Genomic DNA, 24,359 nt, shown 5'->3' on the forward strand with positions numbered 1-24,359 from the left:
TTAGATCGGCTGGATCAACCCCATCGACAGCAGCCCCATCAGCACCAGGCCCAGCATCAGCCGATACCACACAAAAGCCGAGTAGGAGTGCTTCGACACGTACTTCAACAACCACGCGATCGTCGCGTACCCGACCACGAACGAGATGACGGTCGCGACGACCATCTGCGGGACCGACGCCTGCACACCCTCACCACTGCGCTCCAGCACGTCCGGGATCGAGAACAACCCCGCACCGAACACCGCCGGAATCGCCAGCAGGAACGAGTACCGCGCCGCCGCCTCCCGCGTCAGCCCCAGGAACAACCCCGCCGTCAACGTCCCACCCGACCGCGACACCCCCGGGATCAACGCCAGCGCCTGCGCCAACCCCATCCCGATCGCGTCCTTCATCCGCAGCTCATCCCGCTGCTGCTTCGCCAGATGATCAGCCAAACCCAGCAGCAGACCGAACACCACCAGCATCGTCGCCGTGATCCACAGGTTCCGCGCCGACGTCCGGATCTCGTCCTTCAACAGGTACCCGAGCACCGAGATCGGCACCGAACCGATGATCACGTACCAAGCAAGCCGGTAATCCCGCTCCTTGCGCGCCTCCGCGTTGACCAAACCGCGGAACCAGGCGCTGATGAAGCGCCCGATGTCCTTCGCGAAGTAGATCAGCACCGCCACCTCGGTACCCAACTGGATCACCGCGGTGAACGACGCACCCGCATCGTTGCCGAAGAACAACGTCGACGTGATGCGCAGGTGCGCACTGCTGGAAATCGGCAGGAATTCCGTCAGTCCTTGGACCAGTCCGAGGACCAGAGCCTGCAACCAGCTCAACTACCCACTCCTGCCAGATCCAAAGCCTCGGCCGCGGTCCGAAGACCCGCGATCCCCTGCTCCAGATCTTGCAGCATCGGCGAAACGGACAGCGTGGTGACCCCCGCGCCGGCAAGCGCCTGCATCTTCTCCGCTATGCGCTCCCTCGACCCCAGCAACGCCGTCGCGTCCAAGAACTCCAACGGGATCGCCCCCATCGCACCCGCGTAGTCCCGCGACAGGTACCTCTCCTGGATCTCCTCCGCCTCAGCCGGAAAACCCATCCGCACCATCAGGTTGTTGTAGAAGTTCTGCTTCCGCGACCCCATGCCGCCCACGTACAACGCCGTGTACGCCCGCACCGGATCCGCACACGCCTTCCAGTCCTCACCCACCACCAACGGCACCGTCGGAACGACGTCGAACCCCTCCATCGACCTGCCGGCCCTCTCCCGGCCCGCCCGCACCGACGCCAGCGACTCCGCAGAGAACTCCGGCGAGAAGAAGATCGCCAACCACCCGTCCGCGATCTCCCCCGTCAACTCCAGGTTCTTCGGACCCACCGCCGCCAGGTACACCGGGATCTGCTCCCGAACCGGGTGCACCGTCAACTGCAACGCCTTGCCAGGACCATCCGGCAACGGCAACGTGTAATGCTCACCCTCGAACCGCAGCTTCTCCCGCGACAACGCACGCTTCACGATCTCCACGTACTCACGCGTCCGCGCCAACGGCTTGTCGAACCGCACACCGTGCCACCCCTCCGACACCTGCGGACCCGACACCCCCAGCCCCATCCGGAACCGGCCACCCGACAACGTGTCCAGCGTCGCCGCCGTCATCGCCGCCATCGCAGGCGTCCGCGCCGGAATCTGGAAGATCGCACTGCCCACGTCGATGCGGTCCGTCTGCGCCGCCACCCACGCCAGCACCGTCGGCGCATCGGAGCCATACGCCTCCGCCGCCCACACCACCGAAAAACCGAGCCGGTCGGCCTCTTTCGCCAGCTCGAGGTTCGCCGCGTCATTACCGGCGCCCCAGTACCCGAGGTTCAGTCCCAGCTTCACGCAGCGAGACCCTACCGGTCAGTAACACCGATTGCCAGGCTGACACGATCATCACCCCTTAGCATCCCGCACGTGGAACAGCGACACCTCGGCCGCAGCGGCCTCCGCGTCTCCCGCCTCGCACTGGGCACGATGACGTGGGGCCGCGACACCGACGCAGACGAGGCCGCCACCCAGCTCATGGCCTTCGCCGACGCCGGCGGCACCCTCATCGACACCGCCGACGTCTACACCGAAGGCGAATCCGAACGCATCCTCGGCACCCTCATCGACGAAGTCGTCCCCCGCGACCACCTCGTCATCGCCACCAAAGCCGTCGCACGCCGCACCGACGGCCCCTTCGGCGGCGGCGCCAGCCGCGGCGCCCTCCTCACCGCCCTCGACGGCTCCCTGCGCCGCATCGGCGTCGACCACGTCGACCTCTGGCAACTCCACGCCTGGGACCCCACCGTCCCCGTCGAAGAAACACTCTCCGCACTCGACACCGCCATCACCGCAGGAAAAGTCCGCTACGCCGGCACCTCCAACTACAGCGGCTGGCAACTCGCCACCGCAGCCACCACCCCCACCACCTTCCCCCTCATCTCCACCCAGCACGAATACTCCCTGCTCGAACGCGGCATCGAACGCGAAGTCGCCCCCGCCGCCGCCCACCACGGCCTCGGCCTCCTGCCCTGGGCACCACTCGGCCGCGGCGTCCTCACCGGCAAGTACCGCAACGGCACCCCACCCGACTCCCGCGGCGCCTCCGCCCACTTCGCCGGCTACGTCGAACAACACCGCACCGACCGCGCCGCCCGCATCGTCCAGGCCGTCAGCACCGCCGCCGAAGGACTCGGCACCTCCGCCCTGTGCGTCGCACTGGCCTGGGTCCGCGACCGGCCCGGCGTCGTCGCCCCCGTCGTCGGCGCCCGCGACACCAACCAGCTCCTCGCGTCCCTCGACGTCGAACAGCTCACCCTCCCGCCCGCGATCCGCGCCGCACTCGACGACGTCAGCGCCATCGAGCTCGCCTACCCCGAGCGCCCGATGCCCTGAGTTCCTGGCTGTTTTGTGTTACTGAGTTTTCGTTGGTAGCTGTTCTTGTGAGGGTGTTAAATTTAGTCGACACTGAAGTTATTGAGATAACAGACCAAAAGGCCCTGAACGAGATTCACCCCACCCCTCGCGTGACCTTCGTGAGCACTGCGGGCATGCTGGAAGACCACGCAGATCCACGGAGGAACGACCTTGCACCGGCTCGCAGCTCTGATCTTGGCCACCGCGACGCTGACGGCGTGCGGACAGAGCGAGAAGTCGCAGGACCCGCTGCAGGTCGCCGAGACGCTCGAGGTCGCCAAACCGGCCCTCTCCCCCGCCCAGAACACCGCCCTGCCCGGCGACATCACGCCCGGCGGCTCGTTCACCGAGGGCGACACCACCCTGAAGTTCGAGGTCAACGGCCGCAAGGTCGAGCTCGACCGGCTCCGCAGCGCCGTCTTCGAGATGACCACCGACGACAAGGGCTCCCCCACCCGCGGCCCCGGCCTGCGCGCCGGCGACGGTGCCACCAACGCCGTCCCCGACCGCTTCGGCCGCCTGCTCGTCGTCGACACCCGCGGCGGCGAGTTCATCGCGTTCTCGATCGACCCGCTGATCATGCGCCAGCGCTACCCCGTGCCCGGCACCCCCTACGGCATCGCCTACGACGCCAAGCGCGACATCGCGTGGATCACGCTTACCGACCGCAACGAGGTCGTCGGCCTGGACGTCGCCGCCGGCGAGCCGTCCGAGAAGCACCGCTTCGCCACCGTGCGCCAACCCAACACGGTCAGCGTCGACCAGGAGACCGGACGCGTCACCGTCACGTCCGGCGACAACGGAGGGATACAGGTGATCTCGCCATGACCGAAGGGGTGATCGACGGGGACTGGGAGTACCGGCCGCTGCGCCTGCCGCCCGGCATCTCCCGCCGCACCGCGACCACGCAGCTGGCCATCCACGCCGAGTTCGCGGGCTGGGAGCTGTCCCGCACGCTGCTCTACGGCGACGGCTCCCGCAAGGTGTGGCTGCGCCGCAAGCGCGTCCCGGGCGACCTGCCCGGACTCATCACGTAACGCGTCACACGACACGAAGTGCCGCTCAAACGCCCCCTCCGCCTGCGGCCCACAACGCTGAGGTGCTCACGTCCCGGCGTTTGAGATCCTCTGTTCGTTCGTTGAAGCTGAGCACCGCGTGACGGTTCATTTCAGTCAACACTGAAGCAATAAAATTGACCGGAGTCGTAGAATATGTGATCAGATTCTGGGTCATGGAGCTCGTGCCGCAACAAGTCGGGGTCGCGCACAGCGCACTGCCGCACGACGAACCGTCCACCCGTGCCCTGCTCGCCGAAGCCGCGGCCCAGGGCCTGCACACCGTGGTCGTCACGGCCCCGGAGAACGATGAGAGCGCTCTCGCCGTCCTGCGCGAGCTGAGAGCCGAGTGGCACACCGAGAACGGCCAGGTCACCGCCCAGCTCGACACCGACGCCCAGGGCCAGCTGGCACACCTGTGGGGACTGTCCGCGCAGGACAGAGCGGCGTGGCTGGCCGCGTTCCCCCGCGCCGACGACCCGAACTGGTGGATGCACCGCCTGCTGGTGCTGAACCACCACCCCGAGTGGGCACCGCTCAAGGAATGGCTCGTCGGCGAGCACGTGCGGCTCTTCGGCCGGCCACCGGGACGGCGCCGCACCTCCGCGTCGTAGACGATTCCGGAAAGCGTGTCGAGAACGCGCCACCTGGCAGGCCGCGCGTTCCTCACCTGCTCCACGACCGGTTGCGGCCGCGAGATGGTCGGTGGGGGGCACATCACCGCGCCCCCGCCGACCATCAGGCCTTGGCCACCTCGCGGATCAGGTTCGCGATCTCTGCGGGACGTTCCAACGGGAGCATGTGCCCCGCGTCGGGCAGCACCACCGACGTGCCGCCGAACCTGGCCACGTCCGACTCGGACACCAGCCGGTCCTCGTCGCCCACCACCGCGACGACGGCCTTCTCCTGCGCCACGGTCAGTCCCGCCTCGCGGTCGTAGCGGTCCACGGCCGGGCGGAACAACGCCACCGTCTCCGGCCACTCCCCCCACACCATGTCCGCGGTCAGCTCGACGTCGTCGTCGGACGGCTCGTCACCGAAGAGCCACCACCGCAGGCCCGCGGTCTTGGTGGGCTCGATCTTCTCCCTGACCGCCCGCACGATCGGCCCGAACGCCCGTTCCAGCTCCCGCACCAGCTTGCCGAGCGACTTGGGCCACGCGAGCGAGGTCTCCGACAGCCCGCTCGCCGCCGTCGACACGAACACGATGCCCAGCACCCGCTGCCGGAACAGCCGCGGCCTGCGTTCGGCCATCGCCAGCGCCGCCATGCCGCCCATCGAGTGCCCGGCGATCACCACGTCACCGCTGGGCACCGCGCGTTCGATCAGCTCACCCAGGTCGTCGCCGAGCTGCTCGATCGTCGCGGTCTCCTTGTCGGCCTTCGAGGACTCGCCGTGGCCGCGGTGGTCGTAGGCGATCACCTGGAAGTCGCCGCTGAGCCGGTCGACGACCTTGTGCCAGCTGCGGTGGTCGAGCGCGTACCCATGCGCCAGCACGATCGTGGTCCGCGCGTCGGGATCGCCCGCCCGCAGCACGTTGAGCTCGGTCCCGTCCTCCAGCCGCACCATGCCGTTCCTTTCGCCGTGCCGTCTGCATGCCCAACGACACGACACACCGAAAAGACACGGTCCATCTGCGACACAGCACCACCTGTCCGTTGTGGATTCCTTCACTGGAACGGGTGATACAGCGCGTGTCCCCGCGTTCGAGGTGGTACTCCGGAAGAACGAAGCGAAGGAGGAGGTTGTGATGATGCGAACACTGGCCCGTCCGGTTGTTGCGCCGGAGGACATGGCCGAACTGATGACGGCGGTGGCGGAGCCCGAGGCCGCGGTGGCCGACCCGCCGCTGCACGTGCCCACCGCCGGCGGCGCGCTCCTGGCCGGTCTGCTGCTGATCGTCTCCCCCGGCAACCCGACGGAGCCGGAGAAGCGGTGACCACAGGTGGCGCGATCGACCGCACGTCTCGTGCGGACGCGGTCGCCGCACTGGCCGGACACCTCGTCGGCGCACTCGGGGAAGGTGTGCCGACGAGGCTCGCCGACTTCCTCGACTCCTGCGCCGACGGCGTGGCCGGCCTGTGGGCGGTCCGCCTGGTGGGCGCCGACGCCTTCGCGCCGCACCTGCTGGCGGGCCGCCTCCTGGAGGGCCGGGACGCCGCTGTCGTGTCCGACGCTTTCGAGGCGTTCCCGCCCGTCCAGCAGCCGGTGACGCACCAGCAGTGCGTGCTGGCCCACCGGGACCAGGCAACCGCCGAGCTGCTGGTGCGGCTCACCGACGGGCGGTGCGCGCCGCCTGGGACCGTCGAGGTGTGGGAGAACCGGGAGGCCTCGGCCCACCTCGGCACGTCACCGGTCGACGCCCTGCTGGGCCCGGCCGAGCAGTGGGCGCGCTGGTCGGTGGCCGTCGCCCAGCTCTCGCCGCTGGCCCTGCCGGGCTTGGACGGCCCGGTGTTCGAGGCGGTGGCGGGTGCGCCGCTCGCACTGGCCAGGGGTACCACCCGGGCCGTGCTGCGCCGGGACTACGCCACCGCAGCACGCCTGGTTCGCTGGGTGGCCCTGCTCGCCGACCGGGTTCCGCTGGACGCGGCCCTGCTGGTGGAGCACCTGAGGCTGCACGCGGGCGCCGACGCCCGGCTGCTGCTGGACCTGGCCATTGCTGAACGCGTCCTCGCCGCCGAGCCGGTGTCCTCGCGACCGGCGCTCCCGGCCCCGACGCCTCCGGTGCCCTCGGCACCGACCGCGGTGGTGCACGACGTGGCGAGCCGGGCGATGGCCTGGCTGCACGCGCACCACGAGCTGGGTGCTTTCACCGACACGGCGACCGCCGACCTCGACGACCCCAACAGCGTCTACAAGCCCCTGTGCGAGGTGGCCCTGGCGTCCGCGTTCGTGCTGCGCGAGGGCGTTGCCGGTGCCGCGCAGCTGCGGCACGCGCGAGAGCTGCTCGACTTCTCCTGGGAGCAGATGCGCCGCGGCGACCTGCTCTACGAGCGCCAGCTCCGGCACGCCCTGCTCACCGACCCGGTGGAGACCTACGCGTCGTTCGCCCGCTCCGGGTACCGGCACGCCGCCCTGGAACGGGTCGCCGCGCACAGCTCGGCCGCCGACGCGGTGAACGAGGTGGTGCCCAACCGGCGGCTCGCCGTGGCCAACGCGCACCGCGTCGTGGGCATCCCGCGCGACGACGACTGGGACGCCCTGACCGCCGCGACCTGGCTCGGCCGCGAGCCCGAGCCGTGGGTGATCGACTGGTACACCGGGTACTGCGCCACGCACACCGTCTTCCACCTCACCGACTGGGGCGCGCGTCCGGAGGGCCTGCCGGCCGGCACGGCCCGCTACCTCGACGCGTGGCTGCCGGTGTGGATCGACGTGTGGACCGAGGCGCGGCAGTGGGATCTGGTGGGCGAACTGCTCCTCGTGGGCGCGTGCCTGCCGGAGCCGCGCATCGAGGCCGCCGAGTGGGCGCCGTTCGCCGCCGCCCAGCACGAGGACGGCCTGGTGCCCCGTGACGGCGAACCCGTGTCCGACGACCCGCGCACCCGGTTCCTCGACCACCAGCACACCGCCGTGGTCGCGACCGCGGCGGGCACGCTCGCGCTGTCCCGGCTGCTCGCAGGGTGAACGAGGACCGGATCACCGCACTGCTGTCCGCCGCACCCGGTGTCGCCGTCGCCGCTCGGGTGGGCGACGAGGAGACCGTGCTGGTCGCGGGCGTCACCGCGCTGGACGACCCGCACCCGGTCACCGCCGCCACCCGGTTCGAGATCGGCTCGCTGACCAAGACGTTCACCGCGCTGCTGCTGGCCGAGCTGGTGGCGCGCGGCGAGGTGCGGCACGACGACCCGGTGGACCGCTTCCTGGACACCGGCCTGGGCCCCGGTGTCACGCTGGAGCGCCTGGCCACGCACACCTCCGGCCTGCCCCGGCTGCCACCGGGCCTGCTGCGCGCGGCCTTGCCCGCCTGGCGCACCAACCCCTACCGGGCGTTCGGACCAGAGCGCCTGACGGCGGCGCTGCGCCGCACCCGCGTCCGCCCCGACGACCGAGCGCGGTACTCGAACTTCGGCGTCGCCGTGCTCGGCCTGGCACTGGCCCGCGCGACCGGCCGGCCGTTCGAGGACCTGCTCGCCGACCGCGTCCTGCGTCCCCTCGGCCTGACCGACACCGGTTTCGACACCGCGCCGCACGCCACCGGTCACCTGCGCGGCCGGCCGCGGCCGCCGTGGGAGATGCCCGGGATGCCCGCCGCCGGCGCGCTCCGGTCCTCCGCCCGCGACCTGCTCGTCCTGCTGACCGCCCTCCTCGACGGCCGACCGGCCTCCCTCGCGCCCGCGCTCGCCGACGTCGTCGCGCCCCGCGTCGCCGTCTCCGCCACCGACCACCTGTGCCTGGTGTGGAACCTGCGCCGCCTCCCCGACCACGACCTGCTGTTCCACTCCGGGGGCACGCGCGGCTGCACCGCGTTCGCCGGGTTCAGCCCGCAGCGCCGCACTGCGCTCGTGGTCCTCGCCAACACGGGCCCGACCGTGCGAGCCACGCTCGTGCAGGACTCGTACAACGCCCTGCGCGCCCTCGACGACCCGGCCGCCGCACAACGGCCTGGGACGAGAGGGAGCGACAGGGATGCGACGCGGGAGACGACTGCTTGAGCCGCCGGACGGTCCCGTCAGCTGTTGCGCAGGAACCGGTCCAGCACCCGCACACCGAACTTCAGCGCCTCCACCGGCACGCGCTCGTCCACGCCGTGGAACAGCCCGGAGAAGTCCAGGTCGGCCGGCAGCTTCAACGGTGCGAAGCCGAAGTTGCGGATCCCCAGCTGCTGGAACGACTTCGCGTCGGTGCCGCCGGAGAGCATGTACGGCAGCACGCGCGCACCGGGGTCCTCGGCGGTGATCGAGGCGGTCATGGCGTCCACGAGCGCGCCGTCGAACGTCGTCTCCACGGGCGGCAGGCCGATCCACTCGCGTTCCACGTCCGGACCGAGCAGCTCGGCCAGCTCGCGGTCGAACGCCTCCTCGCGGCCGGGCAGGATGCGGCAGTCGACGGTCGCCTCGGCGGTGGACGGGATGACGTTGGCCTTGTAGCCGGCCGTGAGCATCGTCGGGTTCGCGGTGTCGCGCAGCGTCGCGCCGATCATCCGCGACAGCGCGCCGAGCTTGCCGATCGAGCCCTCGACGTCGTCCTCGGGGAAGTCCAGGCCGGTGATCTCGGTGACGCCGTCGAGGAACTCGCGCACCGACGGCCGGATGATCAGCGGCCACTGGTGCTGGTCGAGCTTGGTGACGGCGGCGGCGAGCTTGGCCACGGCGTTGTCGCGGTGGATCATGCTGCCGTGCCCGGCGGTGCCCTTGACCCGCAGCTTCAGCCAGCGGATGCCCTTCTCGGCGGTCTCCACGAGGTAGGCGCGGACGTCGTCCTTGAGCGTGATCGAGAACCCGCCGACCTCGCTGACCGCCTCGGTGACGCCCTCGAACAGCTCCGGCCGGTTGTCGACCAGCCACTTCGCCCCGTAGAGGCCGCCGGCCTCCTCGTCGGCGAGGAACGCGAACACGATGTCGCGTGGCGGCACCACGTTCTCCCGCTTGAAGTGCCTGGCCAGCGCGAGCGTCATGCCGACCATGTCCTTCATGTCGACGGCGCCGCGGCCCCACACGTACCCGTCCTGCACCGCACCGGAGAACGGGTGCACCGACCACTCCGACGCGTCGGCGGGCACGACGTCGAGGTGCCCGTGCACGAGCAGCGCGCCCCGGTTCGGGTCGGCGCCCGCGAGCCGCGCGACCACGTTGCCGCGCCCCTTCGCACCCGACTCGACGTAGGTCGTCTCGTAGCCGACCTCCCCGAGCTTCTCGGCCACCCACTCCGCGGCCTTGCGCTCCCCCACCACCGTCGCGGGGTCACCGGTGTTGGTGGTGTCGATCCTGATCAGCTCGCTGACGAGCGTGACGGCCTCGTCCTCGGCCCGTGCCAGCGCGTTGCCCAATGTGCTCACCCCGTCTTCCTACCACCCGTCAGAACACCGACCACCCTGTGAGAGTGGTGAACCTGTCGAGCGCGTCGACCCCGGCCACCGAGTTGCCGCGGGCGTCCAGCCCGGGACCCCACACGCAGATCGCGCACCTGCCCGGCACCACGGCCACGATGCCGCCGCCGACGCCGCTCTTGCCCGGCAGCCCGACCCGGTAGGCGAACTGCCCGGCCGCGTCGTAGGTGCCGCACGTCAGCATCACCGCGTTGACCCGCTTCGCGCCGCTGACCCCGAGCAGCCGCTCGCCGTCGTTGCGCACCCCGTGCCGTGCCAGGAACAGCGCGCTCCTGGCCAGGTCCGCGCAGCTCATCGCGATCGAACACTGCCGCACGTACTCGTGCAACACGACGTCGACCGGGTTGCGCATGTTGCCGTAGGAGGCCATGAAGTGCGCCAGCGCCCGGTTGCGGTCGCCGTGGTCCAGTTCGGACCTGGCGACCTCCTCGTCCACGTCGATCGCGTGGTTGCCGCTCTCCGCGCGCAGGAAGTCGAGCAGCCGGTCCGACGCACCCGGCCCGAGGTGGTCGGTGACCACGAGCGCCCCGGCGTTGATGAACGGGTTGCGCGGGATGCCGTTCTCGGTCTCCAGCTGCACCAGGGAGTTGAACGGCGACCCGACGGCTCCCGCCCCACCCGCTCCCACAGCTCGTCGCCCACGGCGAGCGCCAGCGTGAACGCCTTCGAGATGCTCTGGATCGAGAACGGCGCCCGGTACTCCCCCGCCCCGCACACCTCGCCGTCGAGCGTGGCGACCGCCATGCCGAACCGCCGCGCGTCGACCCGTGCGAGCGCCGGGATGTAGTCTGCGGCCGCACCGCCGGGCATGACCTCGCCCGCGATGCGGTCCACCAGCTGCTGGAGCTCCATGGCGGCCATCCCACCACCTCAGGGCACGAGCGACGCGGCCACCTCCTCGGCCGTGCGCCCGGACGTGTCGACCGCCGTGCCGATCCCCCGCAGCCGCCCGGCCTGCGCCACGGCCTCCTCGACCACCCGGTCGAGCTCCTCCTCCGACCGCCCCGCCAGCGGGTCACCCGGCTCCGGCCAGCCCTCTCCCCTGCCCCGCCGCCGGATCCGCTCCACGAGGTCGGCGCGCGAGGCCTCCAGCCGGTACACCGTGGCGCCGGGGAACACGTCGGCGTACGGGCCGACCACGACCAGCACCCGTGCCCCGGCCTCCTGGTAGGTCCGCCACACCGCCGCGAGGGTGTCCGCACGGGCGTGCTTCATCCCGAACCCGAGCTGGCCCGCGTCGACGAACCCGGCGCGCATCCCGGTGCCCAGCAGCCGCAGGTACACCGCGAAGCCGACGACCGACTTGCCGACACCGGTCGTGCCGCAGAACCACAGGACCCGCTCCGGCCCGGCCCAGTCGCCGGCCGCCCGCTCGACCCGGTCCGCCACCTCGGTGACCGACAGCCCGGTCGTGTCCACGCACACGTCGCCGATCGCGCGGGCGTCGAGCTCGTCGGCCTCGCGCAGCACGTGGTCGAGCTGCTCCGGCCGCATCCCGCGCCCGAGGTACCGCTCCCGCAGCACCTCGCGGTCGGCCCGCAGCCGGCACACCGTCAGCGTCGCGCCGGGAATCGGCGCGGCGCCGTTCGGATCGGCCACACCGGACACGACGAGGCTGCGCACCCCGCTCGCCCGCGCGCCGGCCACCACCGCGGCCAGGTTGCGGGCCTTCATGCGGTACCGGCCGGGGTCGTCGTCCGGGTCCGGGTAGCAGATGCCGAGCTGGTCGACGTCGACGTACGCCCCGCCGTTGCGGCGGTGCACCTCCCACCCGACCACCGTCTTGCCGACACCGGGAGGTCCGCAGATCCACAACACCGAAACCACGACCGCAGTCTCCCGGCCCCGTCAACGCGTTTACAGGAAGAACAGCCGCGCGACCGCGTCCCGCGCCACCAGGAACCCGGCGATCCCGAGGATCCACCCGGTGGCACCGGCGCCCTTCTCCGCGAACCACCTGCTGATCCGCTGCAGCACCGGCTCGACCCGTTCCCGCAACGCGATCCGCGCGGCCAGCAGCACCAGCGCGGGCACGACCATGACCACGCAGTACCCGGCGAGCAGCAACCCGGTCTGCGCCGGCGTGAGGTCCGCGGCGCTCATCATCCCGATCGCGCCGAGGTAGGGCAGCATCGTCGCGAGCTCCACCACCCCGGCCAGCAGCGCGACCCCGACGAGCGCGGCCGTGGACCCGCCGACCCGCCTCGTCCACTTCGTCGTATCGGTCTTCTTCTTGCTGTCGAAGCGGAAGCTCACGACGAACAACCCGACGCCGATCACGAGCTGGACCCACAGCGCGACCCGCCCGTCGAGGTGCTCCAGCACCTGCGCCGCCCCCAGCACCAGCCCGATGCCGACCACGAAGTAGAACACCGTGATCGTGCCCAGGTAGACGGCGAACCGCCCGACCCGCAACCGCCCCGGCGCGAGCATCAACCAGATCGGGACGAACAACGTCCCGATGCTCGTCGAGTCCAGCAACGCCAGCCCCGCCAACGCGAGCAACAACCCCGTACCCACCGCGTCCCCCTCGCCCCACTTCGCACAGTGCCCGTGCCGGATCTTTTTAGCACAAGTGTAATATTAAAGCGTGCGCGGGCCTGCCGGGGGCATGACATCTGTCATCACGTTCCGATGCGTCCTGACACTGCCGGGACCGGGAGTTTCACGCGATCGTTGAACACATGACAGCGATCGAGGTGAAAGACCTGACCCGGCGCTACTCAGGGGGATTCGAGGCCGTGCGCGGCGTCTCGTTCGAGGTGGAGCGCGGCGAGATGTTCGCGTTGCTCGGCACGAACGGCGCGGGCAAGACCTCGACCGTCGAGGTGGTGGAGGGCCTGACCCGGCCGGCGGAGGGGACCGTCCGGGTCCTGGGCCACGACCCGTTCCTGGAGCGCAAGGCCGTGCGCCCGCGGGTGGGCGTGATGTTGCAGGAGGGCGGCTTCCCGCCCGACCTGACCGTGTCCGAGGCGACCACGATGTGGGCGGGCACGCTGACCCGGCCCCGCCCGGTCGCCGAGGCGCTCGACCTCGTCGACCTGGGCCACCGCTCGGCGGTGCGGGTGAAGCAGCTCTCCGGCGGTGAACGGCGGCGCCTGGACCTGGCGCTCGCGTTGCTCGGCCAGCCAGAGGTGCTGTTCCTCGACGAGCCGACCACCGGCCTCGACCCGGAGAGCCGGCGCAACACGTGGCAGCTGATCCGCACCCTCCTGCACGAGGGCACCACCGTGCTGCTGACGACGCACTACCTGGAAGAAGCGCAGGAACTGGCCGATCGGCTGGCCATCATGCACCGCGGCCGCATCGTCGCGCGTGGCACGGTGTCCGAGGTCGTCGACGCCTACCCGGCGCGCATCACGTTCACGCCGCCGGCCGGCGTCGCACTACCGGTCGTGGCCGACCTCGACGAGTCCGGCCGCGCGACCGTGCGCACCAACACCCTGCAGGAGACGTTGCACGAACTGCTGACGTGGGCACACGCGCAGGACGTCGTGCTGTCCGGTTTGGACGCCCGCTCGGCGTCCCTCGAAGAGGCGTTCCTGGCGATCGCGGAGGAGGCGGCATGAGGGCCGTGGCCATCGGGCAGGCGGAGCTGAAGCTGTTCTGGCGCAACCGCACCGCCCTGTTCAACTCGCTCATCGTGCCGCTGCTGGTCGTGCCGCTGCTGCTGTCGATCGACGCCGACGGCGTGCCGCTGGTCGTCGGCCTGACCGGGTTCGTGCTGCTCATGGCGGTCTACTACAACCTCGTCACCGTGTTCGTCGCGCGCCGCGAGGAGCTCGTGCTCAAGCGCCTGCGCGTCGGCGAGCTGACCGACCCCGAGGTGCTGTTCGGTGCCGCGCTGCCGTCGATGGTGGTCGCGATCGGGCAGATGGTGCTGTTCGCGGTGATCATCGGCGTGATCACCGGCGTGGCGGTGCCGACGAAGCCGTGGTTCCCGCTGCTGGGCGTCGTCGGCGGGACGCTGCTGTTCGCGTTGCTGGCGGCGGCGTCCGCGGCGTTCACCCGCACCGTCGAGATGGCGCAGGTGACGTCGTTGCCGGTCCTGATGGCGTGCATCATCGGCAGCGGCCTGATGGTCCCGCTGTCGGTGTTCCCCGACGAGGTCCAGACGGCGCTGCGGTTCCTGCCGCTCACCCCGGTCCTGGACCTGCTGCGGGCCGGCTGGCACGACGGCCCGGTGCTGCAGCCGGTGGTCGTGCTGGCGGCGTGGGTCGCGGCCGGTGTCTACGCTGTCCGGCGATGGTTCCGCTGGGAGCCGCGGAGGTGACCTTGCTGTCCTGGTGGCGCTCGCGCAGCAGCGCGTCGCGGTTCGACTACTTCACCCGCTCGTCGTTCTACCTGACCCTCGTCGCGCTGCCGATCCTGCCGATGACGAGCCTCGCGAACGACGACTCCGTGAGCCGCATCGCCGCCGTCGCCACCATCGTCGCGATCGTCGTGCACGCCGCGTGCTGCATGTGGCTCGTCCACCAGGGCATCGAGCACTACCTGGGCAAGGCGCCGTTCCCGCGCCTTGCCCTGACCGTCGCCGCCGTCGTGACCGCCGTGGTGGTGGCAGGCGGCATGGCCGTCCTGCCCGGCGCACCACCCGGCGGGCGCGACGGCCCGGTCGACGCCGTGACGCTGTTCGTGCCGGTGCTGTTCGTGACCGCGGTGTCGTGCACCCTGCGCCCCCGCGTGACGGCGGCCGTGGTGGCCGCGACCGGCGTGTTCCTGGTGCTGACCGTGCCGCTGGGCGCCGCGGTCCCGATGACGATCGCCCTGGTCTTCTTCACCGCCGTCTACCGCACCTCGGTGTGGATGATCGGCACGATGTGGGAGCTGGACCGCTCCCGTGAGGTCCGCGCCAGCCTCGCCGTGGCCGAGGAACGCCTGCGCTTCGCCCGCGACCTGCACGACGTGGTCGGCCGCAACCTCTCCGTCGTCGCCCTGAAAGCCGAACTGGCCGCGAAACTCGCCCAACGCGGCCGTGACGAGGCCGTCGCCGAGATGCTGGAGGTCCGCCGCATCGCCCAGGAGTCCCTCGACGAGCTCCGCGCCGTCGTCTCCGGCTACCGCACAGCGGACCTCACGGTGGAGCTCGCCGGCGCCCGCTCCCTGCTCACCTCCGCGGGCATCGACTGCCGCGTCATCGGCGAGCCCTCCCTCCCCGACGAGGCCGCGGGAGCCCTGGGCTGGGCCGTCCGCGAGGGCGTGACCAACGTCCTGCGCCACAGCGAAGCCCGCACGTGCACCATCGCGTTGCGCGGCACCACCCTCACCATGTCCAACGACGGCGCCACCGCCACCACCATCCGCTTCGGCAGCGGCCTCACCGGCCTGCGCGAGCGCGTGGCCACCCTCGGCGGCTCGGTGACCGCCACCCCGGAGCCCCCCAACCGCTTCGTGCTGACCGTGGAGCTTCCCGTGATCCGCATCCTCCTGGCCGACGACGAACACCTGATCCGCGGCGCCCTCGCCGCCCTCCTGGCCCTGGAGGACGACCTCGAGGTGGTCGCCCAAGCCGCCACCGGCGCCGAAGCCGTGGCCACCGCCCGAGCAGTCCGCCCCGACGTGGCCGTGATCGACCTGCAGATGCCCGACCTCGACGGCGTCACCGTGGCCCAAACCCTGGCCACCGAGCTCCCCACGTGCTCCACGATGATCGTCACCTCCCACGGCCGCCCCGGCCACCTGAAACGCGCCCTGGCCGCCGGCGTCCGCGGCTTCCTCCCGAAGACCGTCTCCGCCGACGTCCTGGCCACCGTCGTCCGCACCGTCCACTCCGGCGGCCGCTACGTCGACCCGGCCCTGGCCGCAGAAGCCATCAGCGCCGGCGACAGCCCCCTGACCCCACGCGAGGCCGACGTCCTCGAACTGGCCCTGGAAGGCGCCCCGATCGACGAAATCGCCCGCCGCGCCTCCCTCTCCCCCGGCACCGTCCGCAACTACCTGTCCTCAGCAGTCGGCAAAACCGCCGCCTCGAACCGCCACGAGGCCGCCCGCATGGCCCGCGCCCGCGGCTGGATCTAACCCCACCACTCCAGCACCCTGGCCCCGTACAGCGTCAGCCACCTCGACGGCTGCCCTCGTTCGACGTCGACCTCGAACCACATCCGCCCTGGATGCCGCCCAGCCTGCACCCACGTCCCGTCGGGTTGCCTCTGCTCCTTGATGCGCTCGACGGCCTGCGCCATGCGCTCGTCAGGCCGCGCTGCACGCCGGAAGTAATCGGCCGCGTTGAGCACGCTGTACTGCCACCGCAACGGGTACCGGAACGTGTCCACCCACTCCGCTACCGGCTCCCCCGTCGACAACCGCCGGAACAGGTGCCTTTCGAGCAAGTACTCCTCCCCTCTCCTGCGCGCACTCCTCGACTCGTCGGTGCCCCCCGTGGCCACCTCGTAGTCCAGCAACCCCTTGAGCGAGTTGAGCGTGGAGTGGAACGACGACCTCTTCGCCCCCTCAACCCACTCGCAGTTCCACCCGCCGTCCTCAAGCTGGTGCTCCACGAACCACGCGACGTTGTGGTGGACGTCCACCCCGAGCCACAGCCCGTTCGACACCGTCATCGCGTTGATGCAGCAGTCGACCTCGCCACCCCAGTACGGCAACCCGTCGTACTCCCACCGGCTGTTGGCTGCCAACAACTCCGCAGTGCCGTGCAGCGCTTCGGGGTCAAGGCCCCACTCGCGCAACGTGACCAACGTCCAGGTGGTCGCGGTCCACGGCTGCGGCTCGTCGCCGCGCATGTCGTAGTCAGGCGGGAAGAAGGCCCCACCCGCCCACTGCCCGTCCTCGCCTTGGAGTTCCAGCAACCGCTTCCCGAAGCCTTCCGTGGCAACTCGTGCTCTCGTCGCCTTCCACACCTCTTCGGGCTCGTGCAGGAGGTCCCGTTCGACCTGCCAACGCAGGGCCGGGTCCGCGTCCTTCAGCAACCACTCCACCAACGCCGTCGTCAGCACCCGGTGACCCTAGCCCCGCTTGAGTTTGATCTGCCTGGCTTCCGCCGGCTCTGTGCACCCAACCATGCTCCTACCAGCGGAAATCTTGCTCGGGGCGCTCGATTTTGGTCGTTGCCGACGATCATGTAATCTATGCACGCACCACGGCGCGAGCTGCGGTGACAACTGAACAGGTCCGGGTGGCGGAATGGCAGACGCGCTAGCTTGAGGTGCTAGTCCCCGAAAGGGGGTGGGGGTTCAAGTCCCCCCTCGGACACCAGCACTATTCACCCCCACGGGGTTGATGGAGACATCAGCTTCGTGGGGGTTTTGCTTGTAACGGACCTGCAGGTCGATCGCCTCGTACAGCTCCTCCAGCCTCGTCGGGGCGTGGCCTCTCAGCGCCGCGCTGATGTCGCCTATCGAGTCGATCGCCGCATAGATCTCGGCGATGTCCCGCTCCACCGGTGCCGGGACGTTGTCCAGGGCAGCCCGTGCCGCCAGCCTCTCGCCTGCGCGTCGTTGATCGCCTCGACCAAGGCAGCTGGATCGACGCCGGCCATGATGGCGTTCTGGAACCTCGTCAGCTTGGCTTCCGCGTCAGCGAGCCTCCTCTTCGCGGCATCGCGACTGACCTCGATCACCGGTTCTTGTGAGTCCATCAACGCGGCGACGGTCCGGTCTCGGTTCTTCCGGTCGAACAGGTGCCCGAGCCAGCCGTTGATGACGTCCTGAAGAAGGTCCTCCCGCAAATAGACCGCTCCGGGATGCGACGCGAGCACCGGAGATCCCAGAGCGAGGGTGCGTGCCGGGCACCGGTAGTACATGGCTTTCTTACGTGGGCTGCGCTCCATCTTCCGCCCGCAGATGTCACACCGAATCCGGCCGCGAAACAGATAGCGGTGCTTCACCGCCCGTTCGGACCGCTCTGCCTTCCGCGCGATCCGCAGGCTGCCCTTTGATTTCCGCAGGAGCTGGGCAGCCGTGAAGTCCTCGATCTCCACGATGTTCGGGTGCGCCGGATTACGCGGCCGGATCACGCGGTCCGGACTGGCCTTGCGGAAGCGGACCACCCGGTCGGCGCCACCGGCGTACGCATGCTCGGCACCCTCGCGCGCGAACTGCACCGCCGCCAGACACGCTACGGCCTCGAGACCATGTGCATCGGTGGTAGCCAGGGCATGGCCGCCATCTTCGAACGGATCACGTAAGCGGTTGAGTCCTGTTTGAACACTCACGACCGGACGGAGCACCCGGCGATCACTCACCGCGACAACCGCTGAGAACTCGCGACAGTTGAATACGCGGCCTCATCAGTCTCAAGGGCCAACTCCTGCGGGGCGGGGGAAGCGGAGAACGCCCGCGTCTACCCGCAACCGAAACGGACCATCTGCCTCGGCCAGGTCTAGCCCCGCCGCAGGCCCGTCATAGGATCCGGTCATGGCGAACCGTTCGTACCTGTACAGCACCAGCAACCGGCCGGAGTCCTATGAGGATCGGCCGGAGACGGTCTCCGGGTTGTCGGAATGGCCCTACGCCATCCCGTTCTCATTCCTGGTGCTCCTGTCCGGCGATCCCCGGCTGTGCGCGTCCCTGATCGCCGACGGGTTCGACGGCGAGCCCCCGGAGAGCAGGACCACGCTGTACGCGATCAGCGGTGAGTTCGACGCCGGGTTCGCGCGGCTGACGAAGTTCGCCGCCGCCGTGCGCGCCGTGAGCGACGCCGAAGGCCTGCACGCCGGGCTCGCCGAGGCGGAGCGGTTCCTCGACGCGCACCGCGACCGGTACGTCCTGCTCGAGACCATCGAGCTCGACACCATGATCGAGAGCGGCGAGGACGAGCTGCGGGCGCTCATCGAGGGCCACCTCGACCTGTGCCGGGCGGCGGGCGAGGCCATCGACGCGCTGCCCGACGATGCGGCGGCGGCCGGGGCCGTGCTCGCCGCAGCGGCGGCCGAGCGGTCGGCGCCGCCGCTGAACGCGTTCCACGGGCTCGTGCTGACCGACGACTTCGACAACACGCGTGACGACAGGACCGAGAACCCGATCGGCCTCAGCTGGTGGACCGACGTCCTCTACTTCGCGCTGTGGAACCGGGCGGAGTACGCGGCGAACCAGCCGAAACAGTAGCTCGCGGCGGCCAGGACGATCTCGGCGATGGCCTCGTGCCCGGCTGGGGTGGGGTGGACGTCGGTGACCATGCAGAAGTACGTCAGCGCGCACACCCGCGCCACCGGCTGTGCGTGCCGAAAACTACGTCCATGCAGGTGAAGACATGACGATACTTGGAAGAAGACTCAGCCAAGATCATGTCCGTCTACGGTGAAGCGTTCGATCTGATTGGCTTTGACAGGCTGAGGCCGGACCCGCAGGGGTGCCGCACCAGCGATCGGTGGGTGCGGTGCTCGTTGCGGTGGCGGTCGTACTCACGCAGCGCCTGCCGCATATGGGCCTGATTCCACACCAGCGCGTGGCGCAACAGGTCGCCGCGAAGTTCTTGCTCCAAGTCGACACAACTCAGCGACGAAAGATTGATCAGTGCCGACTGGCCCTCTATACCAAATTCGAGCTATCCAATAGCGCATGAACACACGAATTGCGCAAGCTCGCTACTTGTGGGGACTCAAGTCCCCCTCGGACACGTACGCTAAGCACACGCGAAGAGGTCGTCGCATAGACGGCCTCTTTTGCTTTGTCGTACCTCAGCCCGCTCCCAAGTTCCTCGTAGAGTCTCGCCAGCTTCTCCGGCTGCCCTTCGTTGATGATTACGGTCACATCTGCGAGGGAGTCCACCGCGGCCTGTAGCCCTGCGGCAGTCGCCAGGTTCGGTGCAGGCAAACCGCCAAGTTCGGCTCTCGCTGCGGCCCTGCGCGTGGCAAAATTACGTTTGCGCAGGTCAAGCGGCATGCCGATACACGCGGATAACTCAGCCGAGACACTCCCGTTGGAGTACCGCGAGGCGTCCGATCTGGTCGGGTTCAAGAGCCTGCGACCGCGCTCGCAAGGGCGCTGCGGCGGCGAGTGACCGGCGGGTTCGGTGCGCGTCGTAGTGCCGCTCGTACTCACGTAGCGCCTGACGCAGATGGTCTCGCGTGTTAGGGGTAACTGGGAAGACCTCCTGCCAGCTGGAGCGACGTATCAATCTCATCAGCGTGGCGAACCAGAAACGGTTCGCGAGCTCGTAACGAACCGGTCGGGCCAACTGCCGACGAAGCACAACGTTCTCGTGCCACAGACCAAGAAGCTCCGCGTCCTTGGTTGCTTTACTGCGAACTAGCACCGCCGGAACAGACAGCAACTTGCACAACGCCTGGTACAACAGCGAACTAATCACCCATGCATGCTCACAGCCGGTACGACCTCGCTTATCAGCGAGGCGATGACCTATGGGCGGCACAGCTGCGGAGATCGGGTCTCCCGCAGCGAAGACGTCCGGATCTCTCTGCTGGGACTGCCCCTGACCACGATCAAGGCCACCAGGGTCAGGCTGACCGGCGTGCAGACGTAGGCCGGGCTGCTGAGAGAGAAGTACCTGGTGCTGCTCGGCTCCAGCGCCGGCGCTGCGACGGACCGACGGGTGTGGCGGGTGTCCACCGACTCCGCGATGACCTCCTCCAATTGTTGATCCCGCGGGTGTTCGCGAGCGAGCTGGACTCGCGCCGACCCTCTGGCAGTGGAGTGCCGCGTTTGGGCCGAATGGTGCCTGGGTGCCAGGAGCAGGTCGCCTTATGGTTCTGGGAGCGCTCCCAGAACCTGGAGGATTCTCGATGAGGAGAGTTCTGGCCGGTCTGCTGGTCACCTCGATCGTGGCAGGGCTGCTGACGCACGGTCCCGCCGCGCTCGCCGCCGACACACCGGTGACGGTGGTGTCCAGCACGTTCGAGGACGACACGGTGCAGGGCTGGACCTCGCGCGGGGGAGAGACCACCGCGGTGAGCTCGGCCGTCGCGCACGGAGGTGCCCGGAGCCTCCTCGTCTCGGGCCGGACTCAATCCTGGGAAGGGCCAGTGCTCGCCCTGCTCGACGACGTCGAGAAGGGCGTGCGGTACAGCCTGTCGGTGTGGGTGCGGCTCGCGGGCGGTGAGGAGCCCGCGCGGCTCCGGATGTCCGTCGAACGCCATGCTGACGGCGTCACGTCCTACGAAGGGGTCGTCGGCGACACGCTCGTCACCGCCGACGGCTGGGTCAACCTCACCGGTGGCTACACGCTGGCGTCCGATGCCGACTTCCTCACCACCTACGTGGAGAAGCTCCAGTCCTGCGGCGTCGTTCCACCTCGACGACTTCGTCCTGTCGTACACACCGCTTCCCCCGATCCAGACCGACATCCCCGCGTTGCGGGACGTGGTGCCGTTCCGGCACTTCGGGGTTGCCGCCGAGCCCGCCCTGCTGTACGGGGAGCACGGCAGGCTGCTCGACCGGCACTTCAGCTCGATCACGCCGGGCAGCCAGCTGAAGTGGGACGCGACCGAACCCACCGAGGGCGCGTTCCGGTTCACGGACGCGGACACGCTCGTCGACTGGGCCAAGGCGCGGGGGAAGGCGATCCGCGGTCACACTCTCGTCTGGCACCAGCAGACTCCCGACTGGGTCTTCAAGGACTCCTCCGGCGCCGACATGACACCCACCGCGGAGAACAAAGCGCTGCTGCTGCACCGCATCGAGACGCACATCCGCGCCGTGGTGGGCCGGTACCGCGACGACATCACGGCGTGGGACGTGGTGAACGAGGTCGTCGACGAGGCGCAACCGGACGGCCTGCGCCGCAACAAGTGGTTCGAGATCGCGGGACTGGACTACATCCGCACGGCGTTCCGCGTGGCGCACGAGGTCGCACCGAACGCCAAGCTGGTCATCAACGACTACAACACCAATGTGCCCGCAAAACGGGACCGGTTGTACGACCTCGTGTCCCAGCTGCGCGCGGAAGGCGTTCCCGTCGACTCTGTCGGACACCAGATGCACGTCAACGTCGACTGGCCCTCGGCCGCCGAGACGGAAGCGATGATCACCAAGTTCCTGCCCCTGGGCGTGGACCAGCAGATCACCGAGATGGACGTCTCGATCTACACCGACAGCAACCAGTCGTACCCGCGCCCGCCCGCCGCTTCCTTGCTGGCACAGGCACAGCGCTACCACGGCCTGTTCGCTGTGTTCACCAGGTACGCGCACGCGATCAGCTCGGTGACGTTCTGGGGCCTGGCCGACGACAGCACGTGGCTCGACACGTTCCCGGTGACCCGCAAGGACCACCCGCTGCTGTTCGACACCCGACTGCGGGCCAAGGACGCCTTCTGGGCCGTGGCCGATCCCAGCCGGATCGGGACCGTTCTCCCCACTGCCACCTGCGAAATCACCTACGAGACAACGGCGCAGTGGCAGGGCGGATTCCTCGGCTCGGTGCGGGTCACCAACTCCGCCACCGCACCGCTCGACTCGTGGACCCTCGCCTGGTCGTACGCCAACGGCCAGCGTGTGACCCAGCTCTGGAACGGTTCGTTCACCCAGGACGGTGCAGTGGTGACGGTGCACGGTGCGCCGTGGAACTCGGCGATCCCGCCCGGCGAGTCCCGCTCGTTCGGCTTCCTGGCGGACTGGAGCGGTGCGAACGACCGGCCGGCGTCCTTCGTCCTGAACGGCGCGCCGTGCCGGTGGGTGTGACGGTATCCCTCGCGACATCCTTCTCCCGAGAAGGACATGCGCAGAAGCCCGATGACGACCGCTGCCCACCAACGCTTACTGACCTGCACGGGCGTCTTTCTCGGGAGCACGAACAATTCGCACTCGACACGTCCCCCACGTCCATCGCTTTCTCACATGGCCCCGCTCGTCGAATTCGTCGAACCACCACTCGATTCGAGTGCCGAACCGCAGCACACGTGAAGCGAGGACCTGATGGCGCCCGCGCGCAGCCACCCACAAGCTAAAAAGTCACCCGAATTTTAGCGATCCCAAACACTCCGGCGATCTACCTCCTAGCCGGAAGAAATCTTTTCGTCGCGTCTTGACCACACCGAAATCATCCTTCACAGTTCAAGGCACAGTCCTCCAAGCGGAAGCGAGGATGTCACCGGCATGAACATCCGAGCACGGCAGCGAAAGATCGCGGTGGCCACGGTCATCCTGGGCATGGTCTCCGCGAGCGTCACCGGCACCTCGGTCGCGGCACCCGAAGGACCGTGCCCCGGCGGGCCGTTCGGCACTCCGCTGCCCTCACCGAACCTGACCGCGACCAAGATCAAGGACGGGTTCAACTTCCTGGAGGGCCCGACCTGGGACGCGGCGACGCAAACCCTGTTGCTGTCCAACATGTACGACGGCACCGGCCCGCAGAACGTCCAGCCTTCGGACATCCTGCGGTACACCCCCTCGACGGGCACGTTCACCACTTTCGTCAAGAACGCGGGCAGCAACGGTCTGGCGATCAGCCGTGACGGCACGTCCGTCCTCGCGGCGACCCACGACCAGCGCAGCCTGTCCTCGTACGACCTGGCCACCGGGCGGCGGACGACGATCGCGGCGACCTACCAGGGACGACTGTTCAACTCTCCCAACGATGTCACCGTGGCCGCGAACGGAACGGCCTACTTCACCGACCCGAACTTCCAGCGCGCGAACCGCCCGGACCAGATGTCGGGCAGGACCGGCGTCTTCCGCGTCACCAACGGTGTCGTCACCCTGATCGACGACACGATCCGCCAGCCGAACGGCATCGAGCTTCTCCCCGGACGGCAAGACCCTCTACGTCGGCGGCAACGCGACCGGCAAGATCTACCGCTACCCCGTCAACGCGGACGGGAGCACCGGGCAGCGCAGCGATTTCGCGTCGCTCGACGGCACCGACGGCGGCACCGTCGACTGCGCGGGAAACCTGTACCAGGCCACCTACGGCAGCGGGAAGGTCTACGTCTACTCCCCGGCCGGCAAGCTCCTCGGCACGATCTCCGCCGGCCGCAACGCGACCAACGTCGCCTTCGGCGGCCCCGACCGGAAAACCCTCTACATCACGTCGGGTACCGCATCCACCGGCGGCAACACCGGAAACTTCGGCCTGTACAGCATTCGCTTGAACGTTCCCGGCTGGCCCTACTGACTCCGGCACATTTCGGCAGTCCTGTGGGGTGCCAAAACCATGCCCGGTGGTCTGACCTGCGCCTCAGGCCGCCGCAGATTCGTATTGCACGCCGACTGGTCCTCTAGGAGTGGGACGCGAGCACCCGCCTCGACATCGACGAACATGGGCGGTCTGCTCGTCGTGACCGCTGATGCCCGATCGGACAGATCCAGCAGAAGCTGCAGCACGCAGACCGCAGCCAACTGAGCAGCGAGAGACCAGGGCGCCCGTCATGCGGGAACCAGCCGAGGAAGTCCTCGTCGGCCTACAACCCTTGCA

22 protein-coding genes, 1 tRNA gene and 4 pseudogenes are annotated in these 24,359 nt (G+C 69.3%); 18 read left to right on the forward strand and 9 right to left on the reverse strand.

Annotation, left to right across the window (positions count from 1 at the left end; all coding sequences use genetic code 11):
- Nucleotides 1–828 carry an undecaprenyl-diphosphate phosphatase gene (locus ACVDFE_RS26775; RefSeq protein WP_458432312.1) on the reverse strand — a complete coding sequence of 276 codons (828 nt, stop codon included), beginning with the start codon at nucleotides 826–828 and terminating at the stop codon, nucleotides 1–3.
- Nucleotides 825–1,874 (reverse strand): LLM class F420-dependent oxidoreductase, encoded by a 1,050-nt coding sequence (locus tag ACVDFE_RS26780; RefSeq protein WP_458432313.1) that lies wholly within the window; start codon nucleotides 1,872–1,874, stop codon nucleotides 825–827. The genes ACVDFE_RS26775 and ACVDFE_RS26780 overlap by 4 nt, the downstream gene beginning before the upstream one ends.
- Nucleotides 1,875–1,946: 72 nt before the next feature.
- Here ACVDFE_RS26780 and ACVDFE_RS26785 point away from each other — a divergent pair, with 72 nt between their 5' ends.
- From ACVDFE_RS26785 to ACVDFE_RS26800, 4 genes are all read left to right on the forward strand, one after another.
- Nucleotides 1,947–2,912: an aldo/keto reductase gene (locus ACVDFE_RS26785; protein ID WP_360394749.1), complete on the forward strand. Its 966-nt coding sequence runs from the start codon at nucleotides 1,947–1,949 to the stop codon at nucleotides 2,910–2,912.
- A 192-nt stretch (nucleotides 2,913–3,104) separates the two neighbouring features.
- On the forward strand, nucleotides 3,105–3,761 hold the full coding sequence (locus tag ACVDFE_RS26790) for a YncE family protein (RefSeq protein ID WP_360394752.1): 657 nt from the start codon (nucleotides 3,105–3,107) through the stop codon (nucleotides 3,759–3,761).
- Nucleotides 3,758–3,970, forward strand: coding sequence for a DUF5703 family protein (locus ACVDFE_RS26795; RefSeq protein ID WP_360394754.1), 213 nt, complete (start codon nucleotides 3,758–3,760; stop codon nucleotides 3,968–3,970). The genes ACVDFE_RS26790 and ACVDFE_RS26795 overlap by 4 nt, the downstream gene beginning before the upstream one ends.
- 194 nt (nucleotides 3,971–4,164) lie before the next feature.
- Nucleotides 4,165–4,602 carry a hypothetical protein gene (locus ACVDFE_RS26800; RefSeq protein WP_458432314.1) on the forward strand — a complete coding sequence of 146 codons (438 nt, stop codon included), beginning with the start codon at nucleotides 4,165–4,167 and terminating at the stop codon, nucleotides 4,600–4,602.
- A gap of 124 nt (nucleotides 4,603–4,726) precedes the next feature.
- Here ACVDFE_RS26800 and ACVDFE_RS26805 read toward each other — a convergent pair whose 3' ends face one another.
- Nucleotides 4,727–5,557 carry an alpha/beta fold hydrolase gene (locus ACVDFE_RS26805; protein WP_360394760.1) on the reverse strand — a complete coding sequence of 277 codons (831 nt, stop codon included), beginning with the start codon at nucleotides 5,555–5,557 and terminating at the stop codon, nucleotides 4,727–4,729.
- A gap of 181 nt (nucleotides 5,558–5,738) precedes the next feature.
- Between ACVDFE_RS26805 and ACVDFE_RS26810 the strand changes: the two genes are divergently transcribed.
- From ACVDFE_RS26810 to ACVDFE_RS26820, 3 genes are read left to right on the forward strand one after another with little or no spacing between them, the layout of a single operon-like run.
- Nucleotides 5,739–5,927: a hypothetical protein gene (locus ACVDFE_RS26810; RefSeq protein ID WP_360394762.1), complete on the forward strand. Its 189-nt coding sequence runs from the start codon at nucleotides 5,739–5,741 to the stop codon at nucleotides 5,925–5,927.
- Nucleotides 5,924–7,615 carry a DUF6895 family protein gene (locus tag ACVDFE_RS26815; protein WP_458432315.1) on the forward strand — a complete coding sequence of 564 codons (1,692 nt, stop codon included), beginning with the start codon at nucleotides 5,924–5,926 and terminating at the stop codon, nucleotides 7,613–7,615. Before ACVDFE_RS26810 ends, ACVDFE_RS26815 begins: the two co-directional genes overlap by 4 nt.
- Entirely contained in the window at nucleotides 7,612–8,643 is a 1,032-nt protein-coding gene (locus tag ACVDFE_RS26820) for a serine hydrolase domain-containing protein (protein ID WP_458432316.1), read from the forward strand. Before ACVDFE_RS26815 ends, ACVDFE_RS26820 begins: the two co-directional genes overlap by 4 nt.
- A 17-nt stretch (nucleotides 8,644–8,660) precedes the next feature.
- Here the strand turns inward: ACVDFE_RS26820 and ACVDFE_RS26825 are convergent, their stop codons facing one another.
- From ACVDFE_RS26825 to ACVDFE_RS26840, 4 genes and pseudogenes are all read right to left on the reverse strand, one after another.
- The gene (locus tag ACVDFE_RS26825) at nucleotides 8,661–9,977 is read right to left on the reverse strand and encodes a M20/M25/M40 family metallo-hydrolase (protein WP_360394863.1); all 1,317 of its coding nucleotides are present in this window, start codon (nucleotides 9,975–9,977) and stop codon (nucleotides 8,661–8,663) included.
- A 28-nt stretch (nucleotides 9,978–10,005) separates the two neighbouring features.
- Nucleotides 10,006–10,889 (reverse strand): annotated as a pseudogene (locus tag ACVDFE_RS26830) (glutaminase).
- An 18-nt stretch (nucleotides 10,890–10,907) separates the two neighbouring features.
- Nucleotides 10,908–11,864 carry an AAA family ATPase gene (locus ACVDFE_RS26835; protein WP_458432317.1) on the reverse strand — a complete coding sequence of 319 codons (957 nt, stop codon included), beginning with the start codon at nucleotides 11,862–11,864 and terminating at the stop codon, nucleotides 10,908–10,910.
- 30 nt (nucleotides 11,865–11,894) lie between these two features.
- Complete coding sequence (locus ACVDFE_RS26840; protein WP_458432318.1) at nucleotides 11,895–12,557, reverse strand: GAP family protein; 663 nt, start codon at nucleotides 12,555–12,557, stop codon at nucleotides 11,895–11,897.
- 164 nt (nucleotides 12,558–12,721) lie between these two features.
- Between ACVDFE_RS26840 and ACVDFE_RS26845 the strand changes: the two genes are divergently transcribed.
- From ACVDFE_RS26845 to ACVDFE_RS26860, 4 genes and pseudogenes are all read left to right on the forward strand, one after another.
- Nucleotides 12,722–13,606, forward strand: a complete 885-nt coding sequence (locus tag ACVDFE_RS26845) for an ABC transporter ATP-binding protein (RefSeq protein WP_458432319.1) — start codon at nucleotides 12,722–12,724, stop codon at nucleotides 13,604–13,606.
- Nucleotides 13,603–14,310 (forward strand): ABC transporter permease, encoded by a 708-nt coding sequence (locus ACVDFE_RS26850; RefSeq protein ID WP_458432320.1) that lies wholly within the window; start codon nucleotides 13,603–13,605, stop codon nucleotides 14,308–14,310. Before ACVDFE_RS26845 ends, ACVDFE_RS26850 begins: the two co-directional genes overlap by 4 nt.
- A 545-nt stretch (nucleotides 14,311–14,855) precedes the next feature.
- Nucleotides 14,856–15,101, forward strand: a pseudogene (locus ACVDFE_RS26855) (histidine kinase); the annotation flags it as partial.
- Nucleotides 15,102–15,449: 348 nt separating this feature from the next.
- Entirely contained in the window at nucleotides 15,450–16,055 is a 606-nt protein-coding gene (locus ACVDFE_RS26860) for a response regulator transcription factor (RefSeq protein ID WP_360394781.1), read from the forward strand.
- Here the strand turns inward: ACVDFE_RS26860 and ACVDFE_RS26865 are convergent.
- The gene (locus ACVDFE_RS26865; RefSeq protein ID WP_458432321.1) at nucleotides 16,052–16,987 is read right to left on the reverse strand and encodes a squalene cyclase; all 936 of its coding nucleotides are present in this window, start codon (nucleotides 16,985–16,987) and stop codon (nucleotides 16,052–16,054) included. The two genes, ACVDFE_RS26860 and ACVDFE_RS26865, sit on opposite strands and share 4 nt — an antisense overlap.
- Before the next feature lie 173 nt (nucleotides 16,988–17,160).
- Here ACVDFE_RS26865 and ACVDFE_RS26870 point away from each other — a divergent pair.
- Nucleotides 17,161–17,246: transfer RNA gene (locus tag ACVDFE_RS26870), tRNA-Leu, on the forward strand.
- A 139-nt stretch (nucleotides 17,247–17,385) separates the two neighbouring features.
- Here the strand turns inward: ACVDFE_RS26870 and ACVDFE_RS26875 are convergent.
- Nucleotides 17,386–17,820 (reverse strand): hypothetical protein, encoded by a 435-nt coding sequence (locus ACVDFE_RS26875; protein ID WP_458434400.1) that lies wholly within the window; start codon nucleotides 17,818–17,820, stop codon nucleotides 17,386–17,388.
- A gap of 216 nt (nucleotides 17,821–18,036) precedes the next feature.
- On the opposite strand from ACVDFE_RS26875, the pseudogene ACVDFE_RS26880 reads away from it, so the two are divergent.
- The 6 genes and pseudogenes from ACVDFE_RS26880 to ACVDFE_RS26905 all read left to right on the forward strand — a co-directional run.
- Nucleotides 18,037–18,177 (forward strand): annotated as a pseudogene (locus ACVDFE_RS26880) (acetyl-CoA C-acyltransferase); the annotation flags it as partial.
- A 229-nt stretch (nucleotides 18,178–18,406) separates the two neighbouring features.
- Nucleotides 18,407–19,096, forward strand: coding sequence for a DUF7822 domain-containing protein (locus tag ACVDFE_RS26885; protein WP_458432322.1), 690 nt, complete (start codon nucleotides 18,407–18,409; stop codon nucleotides 19,094–19,096).
- Between the two features lie 1,210 nt (nucleotides 19,097–20,306).
- Nucleotides 20,307–20,474, forward strand: a complete 168-nt coding sequence (locus ACVDFE_RS26890) for a hypothetical protein (protein ID WP_458432323.1) — start codon at nucleotides 20,307–20,309, stop codon at nucleotides 20,472–20,474.
- A 259-nt stretch (nucleotides 20,475–20,733) separates the two neighbouring features.
- A pseudogene (locus ACVDFE_RS26895) lies at nucleotides 20,734–21,156 on the forward strand (carbohydrate binding domain-containing protein); the annotation flags it as partial.
- Nucleotides 21,157–21,184: 28 nt separating this feature from the next.
- On the forward strand, nucleotides 21,185–22,627 hold the full coding sequence (locus tag ACVDFE_RS26900; RefSeq protein ID WP_458432324.1) for an endo-1,4-beta-xylanase: 1,443 nt from the start codon (nucleotides 21,185–21,187) through the stop codon (nucleotides 22,625–22,627).
- A 414-nt stretch (nucleotides 22,628–23,041) separates the two neighbouring features.
- Nucleotides 23,042–24,166, forward strand: a complete 1,125-nt coding sequence (locus ACVDFE_RS26905; RefSeq protein ID WP_458432325.1) for an SMP-30/gluconolactonase/LRE family protein — start codon at nucleotides 23,042–23,044, stop codon at nucleotides 24,164–24,166.
- The last annotated feature ends 193 nt before the right edge of the window (nucleotides 24,167–24,359 follow it).

This window comes from Lentzea chajnantorensis (assembly GCF_054300775.1).